Source organism: Lactiplantibacillus sp. YT640 (assembly GCF_049745435.1).
In the GTDB taxonomy this organism is placed as follows: domain Bacteria; phylum Bacillota; class Bacilli; order Lactobacillales; family Lactobacillaceae; genus Lactiplantibacillus; species Lactiplantibacillus plantarum.
This window is the reverse complement of the sequence record NZ_JBMNVY010000042.1, coordinates 1-15,060: the sequence shown is the minus strand read 5'-3', so window position 1 is coordinate 15,060 and position 15,060 is coordinate 1. Positions and strand designations below refer to the sequence as shown.

Here is a 15,060-nt window from a genome sequence, read left to right as displayed (position 1 = left end):
TAAGGAGAGTACAGACTTTCGAGTATACTACCGTATCATTGATATCAAGCCTTTTAGCGTCATCATTTTTGGTGAGTGCACCAAAAGTGCACCATATTAATTGACCTGAGAGAGTGCTTTTAAGGTCCGTTCGTCTTCCTGTTGTTGGTCTTCTTTAATCATATGAGCGTAGACGTTACGAGTGATGGAACTGTTCTTATGGCCCAACCGTTTGGAAATGTATTCCATCTTCACGCCACAATAGAGCAGATAACTAGCGTGGGTGTGCCGCAACCCGTGAAAACTAATCCGTTTAATTCCCAATGAATCGGAGTATTTTTTAAGCAAGTTATCACACGCTCCAGGGGATGGAATACGACCACGCTTGTTCATGAAAACTAGATGATCTGGGTTATCCAATTTAGCTGCCATCTGTAAAGCATGCAGTGTTTTAAGATGATTTAAAAGATCGTCAGTTACAGTTATTGTACGAATACTAGATTCAGTTTTTGTTTTCTTAAATTTTTGGCCATAAACATAATCCCATGACTTATTAACACGGATAGTCTTATTTTGCCAATCGATATCAGTCCAAGTCAGAGCAGAAACTTCGGCTACTCGCATACCAGTTAGTAGGCCAGTATAGATCATTGATTTTCCAGTAGAAATTAGCTTGATATTTTTATTGACCTCAGCGGCTAGTGTTTGCATGTCTTTCGCGTCAAGGTATTTTAGTTGTGCTGGTTTACCGGAGTGGCCACCTAATTCAACATGTAAGCAGAAATCGGTCTTTATTAAATTATCAGCTACGGCATCGATAATTGCAGCATGAATGTGACCATGCAATTTTTCAACAGATGACTTGCTATGATATGGTTGATTATCTGTCAGCTGTCGCTGTGCACGCTGCTTAGTATTACCGTGCACAAATTCATTAATAAATTGTTGATAACGTAACCTGGTCATTGACGATAGTTGAACGTTGGGTAGTAACTCAGCAATTTGGCGAAGAGTATATCGATATTCTTGTTCTGTAATTCGGGAAACTTTGCCAAATTTATAGGTTTCTAACCATTTCTCGTAGTAATCTGTAAAGACTGTCGTTGTATCGGTTTTTCCTATGGATTGGTCAAACTTAGCTTGTTCCAATTTAGTTGCCCACTGTTCAGCTTCTTTTTTACGAGAAAAGCTACTCTTGTTTTTAAAGTGCCGTTTGCCAAATTCATCATAGTAACTAACGCGAACGGCCCATTTGCCATTTTTCTTTTTAATACTTGCCATTTATATTTTCTCCTTAAATTTCACCTAGGCGGGTAGAATTTTAAGGACTTGCAGGCATCACCTCCTTAGTTGTGATAATATTATGTATGTAAAAAGAGCGGAGCAATCCACTGGCTTTTATTGGTAGCACATCTTACTTCTTGGCGGGAGGGGATGTGCTTTTTGATTTGTAGCAAACGCTTGTTCGCTGTATACTAACACTAAACAATTAGTTAGGAGACACATGACTATGGACAAATTAGTCTATTTAGTTCCAGGCTTCGTATCTTACATTCTATTAAGGCCATTTGGGCTTTTTAATTTTTACAGTGAGACCGATCGGCAATTGACACTAATATTCTTATCGTTGATTAACTCGGCATTTTCCTCAATCGCAACTAAATATTGGCTACTGCCATATTTTAAATGGAACGATAATTTAGGTACATTGATGCTAGTGTCGATAGTGGTCACTGCCATTTACTTTGTGATTTTTATTTGTTACAACAAGTTTGCACCTAAAATTGCTGATGAATTAAACATGAACTTGTATGACAATCAAGGGACTATGGAACACGTACTGTCTCAGATCCCAGATGGTGAAAAAGAACAGTTTCTTATCATATTTGACTTTAATGATAACTACATTTCATCTGGATATGTTAGAAATGTAGATGATCAAGGCAATCAGCAAGTTGAACTCTATGGACAAGATGAACGAGTATTCACTATTGCTGAGGCTCGTGACGAGTATCAAAATGATGATAAAAATTCAATAATTATTGATTACAAAAACAGACTAAAAAGCTATGTCATTTTATACTAACTTTTGCTACTTCTTGGCCGGCTTTGAGGAACCGGGATTAGGTTTTGCTTTAGAAGTATTTGGCTTTCGTATTGATCGATTTTCGTGTAATGGTTTATTACCAATGCGTACTGGTTTTGGATCTTTACTGTTCATCACTATCACTTCCTTAATAAGCACATCTCAAACTTTGACCGGTGGAGATGTGCTTTTTAGTTTAATTAGATTGAAACTTTGACCAAATTTTCAAAATCTTCTTAACTTCAGCTGGTGCAGTTTGATAATCAAAGCGATTTGCATCAAACATAAAGTATATTGCACCAAAATTAAATGTTCTATCATAGAAACCAGTGTGAAGTATATACATACCATTTTCTCTAAGATATTTGTAAACAGGAGCCATGTGTTTATCAGTGTTTCCCGTATCATTAAGCTTTGGAAAGGTGGCATCTGTCATAATGCCATGCACTTCCATGTAATCTAAAGCTTTTTCTTTTGTTTGAAGTATTTCGTCAGGATCAAAATATGTCATATTAATCACCCCCAAACAAGTCAGCTTTTAATGACATCAGTATTTGGTCAACGCGAGCGGCAGGAGTCGGACCTGCATAGTACTCCAAGAAAGAATGGGCTTCAAGACTTGGAATAAGGTTCTACCGCTGAACTACGCTCGCAAGATGCCAACTAAAATGATTCAATTGGCTTGACTGGCAAAATTTTACTATTCCTCTCCTTGCTTGAAGCGTGTCACCAAATCGTCTTTAATTCCTTTAAGCATACGGTCGTATTCTGCTTCGGAATAGCTATCTTTTGATAGGTAGAGAATGGCGTCATATTTTACAAAGGCTGTTAAGTCACTGATAATATCTTCTATTAGTTCGTACCTTGAAATATCTTGATGCATAGTATTGCCTTCTTTCTTTATTTTAACGCGAGCGGCAGGAGTCGGACCTGCATCTGCATAGTATCTAGTTAGCAATTCAAAGGAGTACTGTTCTACCGTTGAACTACGCTCGCATGTTGCCCGCTAGGCTGGTAGTGGGCGAGGGTGCTACTTTCGCTTGCGGGTCCAGTAAACTAACATGACGACTAGCGCTATGAAGCAAATGATGCCAATTGCAATGGTAAAGTCGAACACGTGTGTGCTGTACGTTCCTACATACAATTCCATAGCTTTTACCCCGATTAAAATATATTTATACTAGTTCTACTTAGCATGTTTATACCCGGCTAAGCCGATAAAATATAATATCGCGATTGGCACCCAAATCACCATAACAATTGCTTGTGAAGGAATCCAGGTTGCCAGGATAAATAGTACGGCTAATATTGGCAAAAAGATGTGTCCTAGTGTTCCTAATATCTTCCATAGTGCTAGAAAGATGACGATCATTATTAGTAGTCCCATTACAATAATTCCTCCAAATTCCCCAGCTTTTAGCGACATCCGTATCTGGTCAACGCGAGCGGCAGGAGTCGAACCTGCGTGATGCTTGTTGAAAGCAGGAAACCTTGTATGACTTTTGTTGTTCTACCGTTGAACTACGCTCGCATGTTGCCCGCTAGGCTGGTAACGGGCTAAAAACATTTTACATATTTAACGTGATATCGAAGGTCTTATCAGAATTGTTATCATCCATATTATCGGTGTCATAATGGGCATCAAACTTAAACCTTATACTTTTTAGTGACGAAGTGGAATCTAAGCTCTTAACAGGAATGGTTACATTTCCAGATTTTGTAGCACCTTTGGCGATGTCACCGTCCCACGATTCTAAAGAATCTGCTTCATGTTGTTCACCGTTACTATAAATTGCCGTCCCTTGTGTTGGATAGATGGATATGTCTCTAGTAGGCGAAATTACAAAGTGAATACGAACAAATCCAGAAGCTTGGAAAGTACCATCATTTGCTGATTTATATTTATACGAATGGGCTAATTTGTAGACCGTTACTTTATCAACTTTAACAGTGGCTGCGTTCCATGATGTATCTGAATAATTAATTTTATACGTCTTTTCATTTGCTACATTGTATGAATCATAGTCAACGCTGATAGTTTTTGAAGCTGTTGCGGCAGGCTTAGTTTCGGATGTCGTAGTTTTGTGAGCAGTTGCTTTTGAACTGGTGGTCGTAGTTTTGGAAGAAGAATCATCTGATCCGCCGGTAAACGCAGCAATTCCAAAAATTACTAGAATTACAACTATAACCCAGATCCACCATTTCTTGTACCATGGTTTCACTGCTACATAAGTATTCCCGTTTTCATCTTGAATTTTTTTAGCCATTTCAGTCCCTACTTTCTAATAAGTGCAATAATCCCAGTAATAATAAACATGATTCCGCCAGCAATACCGAAATCTCCACAAAGTAATAGTAGGATAATGCCGACAACGATTATTGCCCAGCTAAATAAAGTATGCTTTTTGTTTAGAAAGAAGACAAAAGAAAAAGCGAGAACTGATAACAGGATTCCTAGAACTAGTTTTCCTGTATAAATACCACCGCCGCCGAAAGCATCGACAAACGCAGCCGCTCCAAAACCAGATGCTAGTGAGATGACGGAAACAATCATACTAACTACAGATAAAACTATTTCTATAGTCCTTTTTCTGACCTCATTATTTGATGGACTTACCATCTTATAGGTTTGACCGTCTGCTCCCTTTATTTTTTTTGACACAACACAATACCCCCTAAAAATTTCAGCTTTTACCGACATCCGCATCTGGTCTATAAGTTATCCAAACATAATATTGAAACTCCGTATAGATTGCCTATCAGCATATCCTTCAGCACGTAATACTTCCACTAATCTTGCGTTTGTTAAGTTACCGCTATCATTTTCATAGTGCGAAGCCTCATGCAATGCTGTTTTAAGCCAATCAATGTCATCTTGAAGAGTATTGATATAGACGTCAGTGCCGACGATACAGCCATGATAGTGTGGATTGTTGACTTCGATACCCCAAAATTTAAGTTGTGGATACATATCTTCAATCTTTTCCAAGTCTGTCATACCGGTCACCTACAGTCTACGACGAAATTTCATTGCTTCCTTGACCATATTTATTATGGCCTGACGTTCCTCATCTGATATATCCGGGTCAATAGAGTAGGCAATTAATTTTTGATTCTTTGTCAGGTTATCAGATGACACAGAAGGTTCCGGGTCATTTGTGTTTCCAAGAAGATAGTCAGTTGATACTCCTAGAACACTTGCAACTTTTTGAAGATTCTCAGTGCTTGGATTTTGAGTTTTCCACTTATAAATAGCGTTTTTGCCTAATCCAGCACGATCATTAAGTTGCAGCAAGCTAATTTTATTCTTCTTAGCTATTTTTTGTACTCGTTCAAACACAGTCATATCGGCATTCTCCTAAAAATAGAGAATTAATTTAGATAATTGTCTTGACTTATTAAGACAATTATCTTATATTTAATTCATCAAGTAATTAAGCAGCAAGAAACAATAGCTTCAAAACGTAGCTTTGGCGAGAAACGGATGATGAAGTAAAGTTTATTGGCTTATTTCGTATGCATTTATTATAGACGATTGTCTAGATGAATGTCAATAACTTGATGAATAAATTATGTAAAGGAGGAGTAAAAATGCCAGAACAAACAATCGAAGATGTCGCATTGGAAATTGAAATTAAATACAAAACTGCATTGAGCCGCCACAAAATTTCTCAAAAAGAAATGGCTGAAATGCTTACCACTAAGTCCGAAAAGGTCACACCGCCACAAGTTAACCGTGCAATCAAAGGTGGTAACGAACCCAAGTCAAGACGGATTCGGTCACAAATGGCCAAAATTTTAGGAATTCAATGAAGGGAATGATCCACATGAATGATTTAGTAATTATGAAGAACCAGCAAGCCGTCACCAGTAGTTTACAAGTGGCTGAAACGTTTGAGAAAGAGCATCGTAATGTATTAGCAACAATTGGGGGTCTGCTTAAAAATAAGCATACCCAACACATGTTCGCAAAGGAGACATATATTAACGAACAGAACAGTCAATCTTACCCAATCTATTATATGAACCGTGATGGTTTTACTTTGTTAGCAATGGGATTCACTGGTACTAAAGCACTTAAATTTAAGCTCAAATACATTGAAGCATTCAACTCTATGGAAGAACAAGTGAAATTGCCAACATCCCCACGAGAGATTGCCAGATTGGCACTCCAAGCCAATGAAGAAACTAATCAGCGCCTGGATAGCGTGGAGGGCGATGTGAAAGACCTCAAGGAGAACCAAGTTATTCCTAATCCTGAATATAGTGCGCTTAACCGGCGTGTTAATCAGCGCGTGTCGGAAGTTGCACATAGCTATGGCCATATCACACAGAAACAACGAGGTGAGCTGTTCAAGGATATTGGCAGTGGAATCAAGAAGATTGCTAACGTGAGCGCTCGGTCAATGCTACGCAAGAAGGACTACCAGATGGTAATGGACTTCATCAACGATTGGGAGCCGTCTACAGCAACTAAGACAATCATTCGACAGACGTCACTTCGATTCGACAAAGAGCCAGCATAGGAGGTAAAACAATGGAATTTGAAAATGTACGTGAAGCACTGGAATTCTTGCTTGAGTATAACGATACGACATTGAACCCTAACCTTAAATCTCGGGTTAACGGTGGTAAGTGGGAGCCAAGCACAGTTAGTGAAGTTCAAGCGACGAACTATGACGCTTTAGCACAAGCAGCGGACATGCTTGGTATGAGCGACCTTTACTTAAATGAGCAGCCAGCATAGGAGGTGAAGCAAATATGAGTAAATGGGACACGAGCGCATTTTTAAAATCTGATAGGTTTTCAAAGGCCAAATCAGAAATAGAAAAAATCCTGTTTAGCAATGATCTGTCGTATAAGGAGGCCTTTCAGCTAATAGGCGCTATCCAATCAGATCTTGAAGCCAAACAGGAAGAAGAAAAGGTTAATTAATCGGGAAAGCGTCCCGAATAATGTTCGAGGGCATGCTTATAGTTATCTTCGAATATTTCGATTCCTAATCGAGCATCGTACGTATAGTGATGAGATTTAGCCTTATCTTTTTCTTCAGCAATATCTGAAATGGTCATGGCTTGAGCGGCATATAGTGCCATTTCATGTTTGCGATGAGAGCTTTTCATATTTATCACCTCGATTAATTGGGATAACAAAATTATACACCGAAAGGAGTGACCAAGATGGACAGTTTGGTAAGTGCTTTGTCGAAGCTTTTCACGCAAGCATATGAGCAGGGAGTTGCGGACGGGCGTAGTCAGCAAGCTGTTGATCATAAAATGATTGGACGTAAAGATTTCTACTCTGAGTTTGGAATCAAGGTTGATACATTCGACAAGCACTATCGCGACAAAGAAGGCTTCCCAAAGCCAGAAGAAGATGGCAAATGGTACGCCCCAGCAGTCGAAAAATGGTTATTGAATCATCAGAATTCAAGTAACTAAAACCTAGGCGGGTAGATGATGATTCGGATCATAAGGAGGAATTGCCATGGTAGAAGTAGCGGTATTAACCTGGGCGCTAACATCCGTATGGTACAAGCGCCGAGAAATTAGAAACTGGTTTGGAATTTAGGAGGAAACAGTATGAGTAAAACGGAGATTCAATGGCTTACTTACCAGCAAGTGATGGAAGAGCTTCACATTGGTAGTGTAAATACAGTCTATAAGATGATTAATGACGGTTTAAAGGTAACTAGCATTGGCAGACTAAAACGCATTGAACGTAAGGAACTTGAAAAATACCTAAATTCAAAAACGTTTTAAACCATTTAACGGGAAATTTGAGGAGGAAACAATATGTATGAAGAAGACATTGAGTACGCGTTAAGAGCACGTAAGTATAACGCAATTCGTGCAGATGAACGTGAGCTGATTAATGCTATCACTTACGATACAGACGGGATCATTAAGCGGCGCCCGTGCTTTGGCTATTCGGAAGAATTTATTGGCGAATTACAAGAACACGATATTAATGTTTGCGAGCCAGATGAAGAAAACGACGATGGATGGACGTTTACATTGCCACCAATGTATCGGGAGGAATAACCATGAAAGTTCATGTAGGTGACCGGGTGAGTTTCAAAGCTGAATATAGTTGTGGTCAGCTGATAAGAGAAGCCGGTGTTGGCAAAGTAGTGGATATTAAAAAAATTACGTTCACATTGCGCACTCAAAAAGATGTGGCTGTAGTTGAACAAAATGGACAGCAATTCGAGATTATTACCAATGGTATTCAAGTAATTAAGTAGGAGGAATGATCATGCAAAAAGTATCAATTTTACCACTCCACGAGTGGAAACGAGCGCAAAAAAAGCCATCGCTAGTAGCGGCTAACGATGGACTAATGGAAGAGATGATTAGTACCAACATTTACTTTATTCCAAAGCAGTCTCGTTTGCAAGCTAAAAGACAAAAATACTCCCTACTGGAGTGAATTACAAGAGTAGGGAGAAAGAAAACAATTCAAGGTGTGCGTATATATTAACGCTAACTCGAAATGTTTGCAAGTGCTAAGAAAGCGAGGACAGTAGTTATGGATAATCCATTACCTTACAAAGAACAACAGGATTGTATTCTTCATGGTATTACACGGATTGCATTAATCGATCCACAAGAATTAACTCCAGAATTGTGTCTAATCGAAAGTAATATGGCAATGGCGTTTTGCTTGAATTCATGGATGTTTAATAGGGGGCTGAAATAATGATTAAAAATGGATACAGAATCAGCGTAAACTTTACAGACATTCGTCATCTTAGTAAAAACATAAACTCACTATATGAAAAATGGTTGCTTTGCCAAAATGATTTGAAGACTATTCAGATAATTGGTGAACTGGCACTTGGAAAATGTGACACATACAAATTGCTAAGTCAAAACAGCATTAGCATTAATGACTTTTCACGTGCTATGAAAAATTTAAAGAATCTGGGATTAATTGAATATAGTGTTGAAATGTGATTTAGAAACACTAAAACGAATTGGCTTGAACTAAAAATGCAGCAGTGACTAATACACCGGGTGGGTGAAATGCCTACTATATGATTGAGGTGATATAGATGAATAACCTTTTAATTAGTGAACCACCATTGCAAGTTCTACCTACATTGGCAGTAAGAGTTGGGTTAAAAGAGGCAATCGTATTGCAACAATTCCATTACTGGTTACAGCGTTCTGGTAATAACAGAGATGGATATAAATGGATTTATAACAGTTATGATGAATGGCACAAACAATTCCCATTCTTTAGTAAGGTGACGCTACGGAGGACAATCAATAGCTTAGAAAAGCAAGGATACCTGATCAGTGGAAATTATAATAAAGCTGGTTTTGACAAGACTAAATGGTATCGGATTGATTATCAGCGTATGAGCAAAGCATGCGATCAAAATGATCATACGAGGTGCTCAAATCGATCACATGCAGGTGATCAAAATGAGCAGACCAATACCAATAGATTACCAGAGACTACTACAGAGACTACAAATAATAAACGTCCCAACTCAAAAACCGAGTATGGACCCGATGATCAACCCTACAAAGTAGCAGTCCATTTGTTGACCAGAATTAAACAACGGCAACCTGACTTCAAAGCCCCCAACTTACAGAAATGGGCTAATGATATTCGATTGGCACACGAACGTGATCATCGTGATTATGAAAAATTAGATTGGCTGGTAGATTGGTCACAGGATAATTCATTCTGGCAAGCAAATATTTTATCGGCAGGGAAGCTACGCAAGCAGTATGACACGCTCATGGGTCAGGCTGAACGAGATCGCCCGACTAATGTTACACCACAAACACGAGAGGACTGGTTTGGCTAATGGAAAATGTAACGAAGTTATTCAATCAAGCCACGATTCAGAAAGTAGTAGCGGCTAGAGGTATTGACACGACTAAGTTGCCAACCAAAGAAGAATTGGACCATCAAACGATTGACCGTGCCAATGCTGGTGTGGTTGCTAACCGGAAACGGTATTACTATCACATGTCAGTCTGGTCCGGAGGCGTGCCACTACGATTTAGCTTTAATGATTGGCAGGTTGATAAACAGCCTAATCAAGCTAAAGCTAGAGAGCTTGGCAATCAGGCATTTAAGTTAGCTAGGCAATTAGAGACTAACCAGTTCAACGTAGCACTTGCAGGTGGACCCGGCGTTGGCAAAACATCATTAGCGCTAGCAATTATGTATCAGCTAATGAGCGTAGGGCAGACAGCGATGTTTGTCTCAACAGCTGAGTTGCTACGGCTGGTTAATGAAAAGTATGAAGCACCGGATGTACGTCAACGTTTACTATACATTCTAAAAGACATGCAAAACGTTGATGTTCTAGTTTTAGACGATTTTGGTACTGAAGGCGGTAAGCCAACTGAAAAGGGGTTCTACAAGCCAGTACACAAAGATTTGCAGACACTGATGTATCAAGTGGCGAATGCGCGTTGCGATTTTGATCATAACGAAGTCAAACATATAACCATCATTACGACTAACAACACACGTAAGCAATTAGAAAGTATGTACGACGGCAAAACAATTGATCGTTTATATACCAAGGATACTAGCTGTCAATTGCTGTTTGACAACATGGAAGGAGTTAGAAGCGTATGAGTTGTGAATTATGTCATGGTAGTAAAGTCGTTCAGCAACCACTTGGGAGTTATGGTTTCATGTTTGAACCATGCCCAAATTGTACGAATGAGATACATGATCATTACGAACAGGAGCTTGAAAGGAAGTTAGCCTATGGCGAGCAAAAATTGGCCTAAAGAACTGGAAGTAATTCATAAGCTAGAAGCGAGATATGGCAGCATGGATAACGTGCCGCCAAGCAAACTAGCTAACTTGCATAAGATGCCTGGAATTAAGGCCGTATCAAGCGATTACACGGAGATTACGCGTACCCAGTATAATGCCATTAAATTAGTCATGGAAGGCAAGCAGGTTAAAACTAGGACGTCTCGGGAGCTAAAGCACAATAACGTTTGGCTGGATAGACGCATTCGTGCGATTGACGAAAACAAATACTACATTACGGAGGACGAAGATGCCTAAACACACTAAGAAGCGTTCAACGATTAAACGGAAGCACCGGCGCATGAAGCAACATGCCAAAGCAAATAAAGCTAAAACGCTGGATAGTAAGCAATTGGCCAAGGAATATGAGCCATATAACGCAAGCGGGCGTTTGAAGCGTTCAAGGAGGACTGAAAATGAGCACTAGAAATAAAATTGGCTTTGGAATAATCATCTGTCTTTCAATCGTACTTGGTGTGACAGCTCTAGTTAATATATTTATTGAGGGTGGAATAATTGTGGGAACAATTTGCACGATTGTTGCTATCTTGATTTCTTTAGCATTAATACTAATACAACCGGAGGATTACAAATGATTGAATCAGATGAAGTAATAGAATGGTTCTTAAGTCAATTGGCACAGGCTTGTTAGTGATAGGAGATGGCGACGATGATTAAGTTTAGAGCGTGGGAAAATAAAAATAAAACTTATCTTTACAATGTACAATGCGCCTATGACACGTTGGGCGGGTTCGTAAAATATGACGATGGTGAAGATGCTGACTATGAAGAAAGTTGCTTTGGCGATTTCTTAGATAATAAACGGTATGATGTCGAACAGTTTACCGGCCTGAAAGATGTGAATGGCAATGATATCTATGTAGGCGACATTCTGAAAACAAAAGCTGGACTGATTCAAATTGTAGATCAAGGAATATTAGCGATTGATCGTGAGGATATTATTAGTGGATTTTATGCTAATAATCTTAGCGATGACAAACCACATACCTTTAGTTACGACGATGAAATTATTGGCAACGTTCACGCTAACCCGGAACTACTGGAGGCGGACAAATGAAGTTCTATCGCAAACAGCCAATCAAGGCCGAACAGTTTGATGGAAGCAATGAGATGGTTGATAAGTATCATGTGAGATGCGACGTAGAATATATGGTTTCTGACAACCCACTTGAATACCAGGCAGTCCCATATGAGATAGAAACATTAGATGGCTGGGATATGGTCGACCCTAGAATATTTAAAAATCTTTATGGAGGAAAAGGTAACTGTTAAATCATGAAATGGACAGACAACGAAAAACATCAAATTGCACAACTCGTTACTATGGGACTATCAGATTCAGAGATTGCCGAACGTATGGGCAAGACGCACGCTGCGGTTAAACACTACCGTCAACGTCATATTACCGATATTAAAATTGAAGACTCCAAAGAGGTCACAACCGAAGCCGATGGCACGCAAACGGCCACGATCCTCATGCGCTTAAAACACGATCCTGACAAATCACCACGCACAATGCTTGCGCTAACTGGCTATGATCCTGATAAATTCGATTTAATCAGTTCTCAATACAAAGTATATGAACAACACTCAACCGAAGATGGTACAGTTCCTCAATACAGTATCACGGTTAAAGTCCGCCCTAAGGACGACATAAGCGTTTCAGAACTAACCAGTGTAATTAACCATGGCGTTAAGCAAAAGTACTTAAAGCGAACGCCAGCTACGTTAAAACACATGCTGGTGGTTCCACTTTACGATTTACATTTTGGGATCAACAGTTATGATAATATGAAGCCGTTTTTAGAAAAAATTCAAGCGATTATTTATTCGCACTCGCTACAAAAAATCGTTATCGAACTTGGCGGTGACCTATTACATTCTGATTACCTAAGAACTACAAAAACCGTCAAGGGAACTCAACTAGATCATGTTGATAGTCGCCAGGCATGGGAAGACGCTGCAAATTTTGTCAAAAGTATCATTGAACCGGCTATCAAAAATTCGGATGTCGCCGAATTACGAGCCATTGGCGGCAACCACGACTTCGATATGCAGTGGGCGTTCGTTGAGATGATCCGAGCACGATACCCACAGCTATCAGTATTTAACCCTGGATCATATCGTCAAGCATTCACTTATGGAAACGTGTCGATCATGATGGCTCACGGTGATACGGCAAAAGCTAAATTGTCGCAACTGTTTGCAAATGAATATCCGACTGAATGGTCGAACAGTATATGGCGTGAAACTCACTGGGGACATTTCCACACAGAAACAGTCAAAGATGATGGCGGAACGATTCAGCGCCAGTTCGGAACGCCAAAGCCTGCTGATGGTTATGAGATAAAAAACGGCTATACAATGAACCAGCACGTTTTGAAAGTTCTGGAGTACGACGTAAATGGTTTGTCAGTAGAATACACATTGAAAGGAAAGTAGGCTATGAAACAATTTGATATTAATGTTGGCAACGATGAATATACTATTAATATTGGGGGTTATTATTTAAGGAAATTATCTGATGAACGGGTAACTGGTATGTTGTTAGCTGATGCTATTGATAGAATGATAGAATCTGGGCAATCAAAAGAATCGGTTATGAAAATAATTGATGAAGCTTACGAAAATCGCCACTGGGTCAGGACTTCATTGCTGACATTATGGAGTTAATGTTTACTGATACCCCAAATCCTGGGAGAGTTTAAATAAAATTCTTATTTTATGTGGGAGGCAATCATGAAGGGAAAAATTACCATTACCATCGATAACGATGGCTATACTGTAGACGCTCCGAGTCGTAGTTATAACCAATTAATGGCTGACTTAGTGGCAGCTACTATCTTAGCAGCTCACCTGCGATTGAGACGGTACGAATTAATTCGGCTAATCAAACGATTTTGGAAGACGTATAAAAATATTGACTTTTCATCATATTAAAAAAGCGCCGCCATCGCTGACGCCACTACAACTAATTCCGAATAAGTTAATTATATCACAGAGGAGTGGCTGGCTTGGAAAGAACGACGAAGAAAATGGTTGAGAAGTATCTACGCGAGTATCCGCTAATTGATGGCCTAATTGCTCGTGAGGAACTCAATATTATGTATCCGTATCAAGAACCTGACGAAAACGTTGGTGGTGGTCGTGCTCAATATAAGAAAAGTGCTCCAACTGAGTATGCTGCTATCTCGGTGGCTGATAGTGAAACGATTCGAGCATTCCAGCATCGGAGAGATGTAATTGATCAGTGTTTGGACGAATGCGGTGAAGATACCGAAACACTGATATGCGAACTGTATTTTAGAAAACGCCAACGTTACTCGGTTGAAAGCCTAGTAACTAATGGGATGATATTTGTTAGCAAGAGCAAAGCTTATTATCTAGTTGATAAGTTTATTGCCAAAGTAGCAAGTAGGCTTAACTTGTATGATGTATCTGATTTTGGCTAGTTGGAAAAAAGTTGGAAAACTAGCCCCTACAATCGTGCTAAATTGGTAGTATGCCAAATGTGATTGACGTGCATGAAGTAATCCTCCGAATTACAGACTGGTAATCGCTGTGGGCTAATTGGTAAGCCACAATGGAATGTAGGTTCGAGGCCTACCGGCGATATAGTTAGCGGGGGAAGTTGCGAATCTGAATTAAGTTCGCGACTTGGACCACACCAATCACATTGACCCAAGCAAGTCGCTAAACTGCTGTGTGCTTGTGGCGGAATAGGTAGACGCACAGTTAGGTGCGAGTAACGGGTGTTGGTTGACAACCAGTATGTCCACACATCATGTAGGGTGCAAATCCCTACCAAGCACATAATTGGCGCAATTAATCTGGCCACCAAATTACATGCGGAAACATGTGCGCTGTGGTAACATAATCAAACATGGTTGCAAAAACTATAATCGTTTTTCTGATAACAACTGTGTTTAGGAGCCTGACATTTAGTTGGGCTCTTTTTAGTAAAGTAAATAGTGTGTATTGCAACTCAAATAATACTAAATATAGTATGATATTAAATTGTATTGTTGAATAACGGGATCGCCATCTTATGAGACAACAATACATAAGCCTGGCTGTCGTCAGGCTTTTTTAGTACGACGAATTTACAATTGAAGTGCAACAAATGATCAAAAAGAAGACTCACAGCCTGAGTCCTTGTAAAATATAGTCACCACAAC

General features: G+C 39.4%; 32 protein-coding genes and 3 tRNA genes. 23 read left to right on the top strand and 12 right to left on the bottom strand.

Annotation, left to right across the window (positions count from 1 at the left end; genetic code table 11):
- Positions 1–96 precede the first annotated feature (96 nt).
- The gene (locus tag ACOV1R_RS14460; protein WP_054519393.1) at positions 97–1,260 is read right to left on the bottom strand and encodes a tyrosine-type recombinase/integrase; all 1,164 of its coding nucleotides are present in this window, start codon (positions 1,258–1,260) and stop codon (positions 97–99) included.
- Positions 1,261–1,489: 229 nt separating this feature from the next.
- Here ACOV1R_RS14460 and ACOV1R_RS14455 point away from each other — a divergent pair, with 229 nt between their 5' ends.
- Complete coding sequence (locus ACOV1R_RS14455; protein WP_097558066.1) at positions 1,490–2,065, top strand: hypothetical protein; 576 nt, start codon at positions 1,490–1,492, stop codon at positions 2,063–2,065.
- 196 nt (positions 2,066–2,261) lie between these two features.
- On the opposite strand, the gene ACOV1R_RS14450 is transcribed toward ACOV1R_RS14455, so the two are convergent.
- The 10 genes from ACOV1R_RS14450 to ACOV1R_RS14405 form a co-directional block, all read right to left on the bottom strand.
- A complete protein-coding gene (locus ACOV1R_RS14450; protein ID WP_054519382.1) occupies positions 2,262–2,576 on the bottom strand; it encodes a hypothetical protein in 315 nt (104 codons plus the stop codon).
- Positions 2,577–2,627: 51 nt separating this feature from the next.
- Positions 2,628–2,718: transfer RNA gene (locus tag ACOV1R_RS14445), tRNA-OTHER, on the bottom strand.
- A 47-nt stretch (positions 2,719–2,765) separates the two neighbouring features.
- Complete coding sequence (locus ACOV1R_RS14440; protein WP_054519381.1) at positions 2,766–2,948, bottom strand: hypothetical protein; 183 nt, start codon at positions 2,946–2,948, stop codon at positions 2,766–2,768.
- A 26-nt stretch (positions 2,949–2,974) separates the two neighbouring features.
- Positions 2,975–3,061: transfer RNA gene (locus tag ACOV1R_RS14435), tRNA-OTHER, on the bottom strand.
- Between the two features lie 190 nt (positions 3,062–3,251).
- Positions 3,252–3,452 carry a hypothetical protein gene (locus ACOV1R_RS14430; RefSeq protein ID WP_003641358.1) on the bottom strand — a complete coding sequence of 67 codons (201 nt, stop codon included), beginning with the start codon at positions 3,450–3,452 and terminating at the stop codon, positions 3,252–3,254.
- Positions 3,453–3,505: 53 nt separating this feature from the next.
- A tRNA-OTHER gene (locus ACOV1R_RS14425) sits at positions 3,506–3,596 on the bottom strand.
- Positions 3,597–3,633: 37 nt separating this feature from the next.
- The gene (locus ACOV1R_RS14420; protein WP_015380507.1) at positions 3,634–4,332 is read right to left on the bottom strand and encodes a hypothetical protein; all 699 of its coding nucleotides are present in this window, start codon (positions 4,330–4,332) and stop codon (positions 3,634–3,636) included.
- A gap of 8 nt (positions 4,333–4,340) precedes the next feature.
- Positions 4,341–4,727, bottom strand: a complete 387-nt coding sequence (locus ACOV1R_RS14415; RefSeq protein ID WP_027822123.1) for a hypothetical protein — start codon at positions 4,725–4,727, stop codon at positions 4,341–4,343.
- A gap of 57 nt (positions 4,728–4,784) precedes the next feature.
- Positions 4,785–5,063, bottom strand: coding sequence for a hypothetical protein (locus ACOV1R_RS14410; protein ID WP_015380505.1), 279 nt, complete (start codon positions 5,061–5,063; stop codon positions 4,785–4,787).
- A gap of 9 nt (positions 5,064–5,072) precedes the next feature.
- Positions 5,073–5,411 (bottom strand): helix-turn-helix domain-containing protein, encoded by a 339-nt coding sequence (locus ACOV1R_RS14405; protein WP_043992826.1) that lies wholly within the window; start codon positions 5,409–5,411, stop codon positions 5,073–5,075.
- Between the two features lie 245 nt (positions 5,412–5,656).
- Here ACOV1R_RS14405 and ACOV1R_RS14400 point away from each other — a divergent pair, with 245 nt between their 5' ends.
- Genes ACOV1R_RS14400 through ACOV1R_RS14385 form a run of 4 tightly spaced genes read left to right on the top strand, consistent with a single transcriptional unit; the run spans position 5,657 to position 7,000 of the window.
- A complete protein-coding gene (locus ACOV1R_RS14400; protein WP_015380504.1) occupies positions 5,657–5,878 on the top strand; it encodes a hypothetical protein in 222 nt (73 codons plus the stop codon).
- A 14-nt stretch (positions 5,879–5,892) separates the two neighbouring features.
- Positions 5,893–6,591, top strand: a complete 699-nt coding sequence (locus ACOV1R_RS14395) for a Rha family transcriptional regulator (RefSeq protein WP_043992824.1) — start codon at positions 5,893–5,895, stop codon at positions 6,589–6,591.
- An 11-nt stretch (positions 6,592–6,602) separates the two neighbouring features.
- The gene (locus ACOV1R_RS14390) at positions 6,603–6,812 is read left to right on the top strand and encodes a hypothetical protein (protein ID WP_054519412.1); all 210 of its coding nucleotides are present in this window, start codon (positions 6,603–6,605) and stop codon (positions 6,810–6,812) included.
- A gap of 14 nt (positions 6,813–6,826) precedes the next feature.
- Positions 6,827–7,000, top strand: a complete 174-nt coding sequence (locus ACOV1R_RS14385; RefSeq protein ID WP_154816469.1) for a hypothetical protein — start codon at positions 6,827–6,829, stop codon at positions 6,998–7,000.
- Here the strand turns inward: ACOV1R_RS14385 and ACOV1R_RS14380 are convergent.
- Entirely contained in the window at positions 6,997–7,188 is a 192-nt protein-coding gene (locus tag ACOV1R_RS14380; RefSeq protein WP_128485021.1) for a hypothetical protein, read from the bottom strand. The genes ACOV1R_RS14385 and ACOV1R_RS14380 overlap by 4 nt on opposite strands.
- A 57-nt stretch (positions 7,189–7,245) precedes the next feature.
- On the opposite strand from ACOV1R_RS14380, the gene ACOV1R_RS14375 reads away from it, so the two are divergent.
- The 18 genes from ACOV1R_RS14375 to ACOV1R_RS14290 all read left to right on the top strand — a co-directional run bounded on the left by ACOV1R_RS14375 (position 7,246) and on the right by ACOV1R_RS14290 (position 14,334).
- Positions 7,246–7,506 (top strand): hypothetical protein, encoded by a 261-nt coding sequence (locus ACOV1R_RS14375; RefSeq protein ID WP_097558067.1) that lies wholly within the window; start codon positions 7,246–7,248, stop codon positions 7,504–7,506.
- Positions 7,507–7,647: 141 nt separating this feature from the next.
- Entirely contained in the window at positions 7,648–7,827 is a 180-nt protein-coding gene (locus tag ACOV1R_RS14370) for a helix-turn-helix domain-containing protein (protein ID WP_016058357.1), read from the top strand.
- 33 nt (positions 7,828–7,860) lie between these two features.
- On the top strand, positions 7,861–8,109 hold the full coding sequence (locus ACOV1R_RS14365; protein ID WP_097558068.1) for a tagatose-bisphosphate aldolase: 249 nt from the start codon (positions 7,861–7,863) through the stop codon (positions 8,107–8,109).
- Positions 8,110–8,111: 2 nt separating this feature from the next.
- Positions 8,112–8,312: a hypothetical protein gene (locus tag ACOV1R_RS14360; RefSeq protein ID WP_097558069.1), complete on the top strand. Its 201-nt coding sequence runs from the start codon at positions 8,112–8,114 to the stop codon at positions 8,310–8,312.
- A gap of 11 nt (positions 8,313–8,323) precedes the next feature.
- Positions 8,324–8,497, top strand: a complete 174-nt coding sequence (locus ACOV1R_RS14355; protein WP_164906263.1) for a hypothetical protein — start codon at positions 8,324–8,326, stop codon at positions 8,495–8,497.
- Positions 8,498–8,596: 99 nt separating this feature from the next.
- Entirely contained in the window at positions 8,597–8,767 is a 171-nt protein-coding gene (locus ACOV1R_RS14350; protein ID WP_164906264.1) for a hypothetical protein, read from the top strand.
- Positions 8,767–9,024, top strand: a complete 258-nt coding sequence (locus tag ACOV1R_RS14345; RefSeq protein WP_053338947.1) for a hypothetical protein — start codon at positions 8,767–8,769, stop codon at positions 9,022–9,024. Before ACOV1R_RS14350 ends, ACOV1R_RS14345 begins: the two co-directional genes overlap by 1 nt.
- Before the next feature lie 98 nt (positions 9,025–9,122).
- On the top strand, positions 9,123–9,890 hold the full coding sequence (locus ACOV1R_RS14340) for a replication protein (protein ID WP_225914084.1): 768 nt from the start codon (positions 9,123–9,125) through the stop codon (positions 9,888–9,890).
- On the top strand, positions 9,890–10,675 hold the full coding sequence (locus tag ACOV1R_RS14335) for an ATP-binding protein (RefSeq protein ID WP_054519282.1): 786 nt from the start codon (positions 9,890–9,892) through the stop codon (positions 10,673–10,675). Before ACOV1R_RS14340 ends, ACOV1R_RS14335 begins: the two co-directional genes overlap by 1 nt.
- A 135-nt stretch (positions 10,676–10,810) precedes the next feature.
- Positions 10,811–11,119 (top strand): hypothetical protein, encoded by a 309-nt coding sequence (locus ACOV1R_RS14330; RefSeq protein WP_054519281.1) that lies wholly within the window; start codon positions 10,811–10,813, stop codon positions 11,117–11,119.
- The gene (locus ACOV1R_RS14325; RefSeq protein WP_164906257.1) at positions 11,112–11,288 is read left to right on the top strand and encodes a hypothetical protein; all 177 of its coding nucleotides are present in this window, start codon (positions 11,112–11,114) and stop codon (positions 11,286–11,288) included. Before ACOV1R_RS14330 ends, ACOV1R_RS14325 begins: the two co-directional genes overlap by 8 nt.
- Positions 11,278–11,457 carry a hypothetical protein gene (locus ACOV1R_RS14320; RefSeq protein ID WP_054519280.1) on the top strand — a complete coding sequence of 60 codons (180 nt, stop codon included), beginning with the start codon at positions 11,278–11,280 and terminating at the stop codon, positions 11,455–11,457. The genes ACOV1R_RS14325 and ACOV1R_RS14320 overlap by 11 nt, the downstream gene beginning before the upstream one ends.
- A gap of 74 nt (positions 11,458–11,531) precedes the next feature.
- Entirely contained in the window at positions 11,532–11,939 is a 408-nt protein-coding gene (locus ACOV1R_RS14315; RefSeq protein WP_097558070.1) for a YopX family protein, read from the top strand.
- Positions 11,936–12,154 (top strand): hypothetical protein, encoded by a 219-nt coding sequence (locus ACOV1R_RS14310; protein WP_217203134.1) that lies wholly within the window; start codon positions 11,936–11,938, stop codon positions 12,152–12,154. The genes ACOV1R_RS14315 and ACOV1R_RS14310 overlap by 4 nt, the downstream gene beginning before the upstream one ends.
- A gap of 3 nt (positions 12,155–12,157) precedes the next feature.
- Positions 12,158–13,324, top strand: coding sequence for a helix-turn-helix transcriptional regulator (locus ACOV1R_RS14305; RefSeq protein ID WP_054519277.1), 1,167 nt, complete (start codon positions 12,158–12,160; stop codon positions 13,322–13,324).
- A gap of 3 nt (positions 13,325–13,327) precedes the next feature.
- The gene (locus ACOV1R_RS14300; RefSeq protein WP_054519276.1) at positions 13,328–13,555 is read left to right on the top strand and encodes a hypothetical protein; all 228 of its coding nucleotides are present in this window, start codon (positions 13,328–13,330) and stop codon (positions 13,553–13,555) included.
- Positions 13,556–13,621: 66 nt separating this feature from the next.
- Positions 13,622–13,822 carry a hypothetical protein gene (locus ACOV1R_RS14295; protein ID WP_054519275.1) on the top strand — a complete coding sequence of 67 codons (201 nt, stop codon included), beginning with the start codon at positions 13,622–13,624 and terminating at the stop codon, positions 13,820–13,822.
- 74 nt (positions 13,823–13,896) lie between these two features.
- Positions 13,897–14,334: a transcriptional regulator gene (locus ACOV1R_RS14290; RefSeq protein WP_054519274.1), complete on the top strand. Its 438-nt coding sequence runs from the start codon at positions 13,897–13,899 to the stop codon at positions 14,332–14,334.
- Positions 14,335–15,060 lie beyond the last annotated feature (726 nt).

Bases quoted from the DNA above. Each gene is read 5' to 3' on its own strand.
- ACOV1R_RS14345 (WP_053338947.1), top strand. From the start codon at position 8,767: ATGATTAAAAATGGATACAGAATCAGCGTAAACTTTACAGACATTCGT.
- ACOV1R_RS14430 (WP_003641358.1), bottom strand. From the start codon at position 3,452: ATGGGACTACTAATAATGATCGTCATCTTTCTAGCACTATGGAAGATA.
- ACOV1R_RS14380 (WP_128485021.1), bottom strand. From the start codon at position 7,188: ATGAAAAGCTCTCATCGCAAACATGAAATGGCACTATATGCCGCTCAA.
- ACOV1R_RS14320 (WP_054519280.1), top strand. From the start codon at position 11,278: ATGAGCACTAGAAATAAAATTGGCTTTGGAATAATCATCTGTCTTTCA.
- ACOV1R_RS14395 (WP_043992824.1), top strand. From the start codon at position 5,893: ATGAATGATTTAGTAATTATGAAGAACCAGCAAGCCGTCACCAGTAGT.
- ACOV1R_RS14325 (WP_164906257.1), top strand. From the start codon at position 11,112: ATGCCTAAACACACTAAGAAGCGTTCAACGATTAAACGGAAGCACCGG.
- ACOV1R_RS14420 (WP_015380507.1), bottom strand. From the start codon at position 4,332: ATGGCTAAAAAAATTCAAGATGAAAACGGGAATACTTATGTAGCAGTG.
- ACOV1R_RS14310 (WP_217203134.1), top strand. From the start codon at position 11,936: ATGAAGTTCTATCGCAAACAGCCAATCAAGGCCGAACAGTTTGATGGA.
- ACOV1R_RS14385 (WP_154816469.1), top strand. From the start codon at position 6,827: ATGAGTAAATGGGACACGAGCGCATTTTTAAAATCTGATAGGTTTTCA.
- ACOV1R_RS14460 (WP_054519393.1), bottom strand. From the start codon at position 1,260: ATGGCAAGTATTAAAAAGAAAAATGGCAAATGGGCCGTTCGCGTTAGT.
- ACOV1R_RS14340 (WP_225914084.1), top strand. From the start codon at position 9,123: ATGAATAACCTTTTAATTAGTGAACCACCATTGCAAGTTCTACCTACA.
- ACOV1R_RS14440 (WP_054519381.1), bottom strand. From the start codon at position 2,948: ATGCATCAAGATATTTCAAGGTACGAACTAATAGAAGATATTATCAGT.
- ACOV1R_RS14405 (WP_043992826.1), bottom strand. From the start codon at position 5,411: ATGACTGTGTTTGAACGAGTACAAAAAATAGCTAAGAAGAATAAAATT.
- ACOV1R_RS14305 (WP_054519277.1), top strand. From the start codon at position 12,158: ATGAAATGGACAGACAACGAAAAACATCAAATTGCACAACTCGTTACT.
- ACOV1R_RS14410 (WP_015380505.1), bottom strand. From the start codon at position 5,063: ATGACAGACTTGGAAAAGATTGAAGATATGTATCCACAACTTAAATTT.
- ACOV1R_RS14375 (WP_097558067.1), top strand. From the start codon at position 7,246: ATGGACAGTTTGGTAAGTGCTTTGTCGAAGCTTTTCACGCAAGCATAT.
- ACOV1R_RS14365 (WP_097558068.1), top strand. From the start codon at position 7,861: ATGTATGAAGAAGACATTGAGTACGCGTTAAGAGCACGTAAGTATAAC.
- ACOV1R_RS14455 (WP_097558066.1), top strand. From the start codon at position 1,490: ATGGACAAATTAGTCTATTTAGTTCCAGGCTTCGTATCTTACATTCTA.
- ACOV1R_RS14315 (WP_097558070.1), top strand. From the start codon at position 11,532: ATGATTAAGTTTAGAGCGTGGGAAAATAAAAATAAAACTTATCTTTAC.
- ACOV1R_RS14400 (WP_015380504.1), top strand. From the start codon at position 5,657: ATGCCAGAACAAACAATCGAAGATGTCGCATTGGAAATTGAAATTAAA.
- ACOV1R_RS14300 (WP_054519276.1), top strand. From the start codon at position 13,328: ATGAAACAATTTGATATTAATGTTGGCAACGATGAATATACTATTAAT.
- ACOV1R_RS14295 (WP_054519275.1), top strand. From the start codon at position 13,622: ATGAAGGGAAAAATTACCATTACCATCGATAACGATGGCTATACTGTA.
- ACOV1R_RS14390 (WP_054519412.1), top strand. From the start codon at position 6,603: ATGGAATTTGAAAATGTACGTGAAGCACTGGAATTCTTGCTTGAGTAT.
- ACOV1R_RS14370 (WP_016058357.1), top strand. From the start codon at position 7,648: ATGAGTAAAACGGAGATTCAATGGCTTACTTACCAGCAAGTGATGGAA.
- ACOV1R_RS14330 (WP_054519281.1), top strand. From the start codon at position 10,811: ATGGCGAGCAAAAATTGGCCTAAAGAACTGGAAGTAATTCATAAGCTA.
- ACOV1R_RS14335 (WP_054519282.1), top strand. From the start codon at position 9,890: ATGGAAAATGTAACGAAGTTATTCAATCAAGCCACGATTCAGAAAGTA.
- ACOV1R_RS14350 (WP_164906264.1), top strand. From the start codon at position 8,597: ATGGATAATCCATTACCTTACAAAGAACAACAGGATTGTATTCTTCAT.
- ACOV1R_RS14360 (WP_097558069.1), top strand. From the start codon at position 8,112: ATGAAAGTTCATGTAGGTGACCGGGTGAGTTTCAAAGCTGAATATAGT.
- ACOV1R_RS14355 (WP_164906263.1), top strand. From the start codon at position 8,324: ATGCAAAAAGTATCAATTTTACCACTCCACGAGTGGAAACGAGCGCAA.
- ACOV1R_RS14450 (WP_054519382.1), bottom strand. From the start codon at position 2,576: ATGACATATTTTGATCCTGACGAAATACTTCAAACAAAAGAAAAAGCT.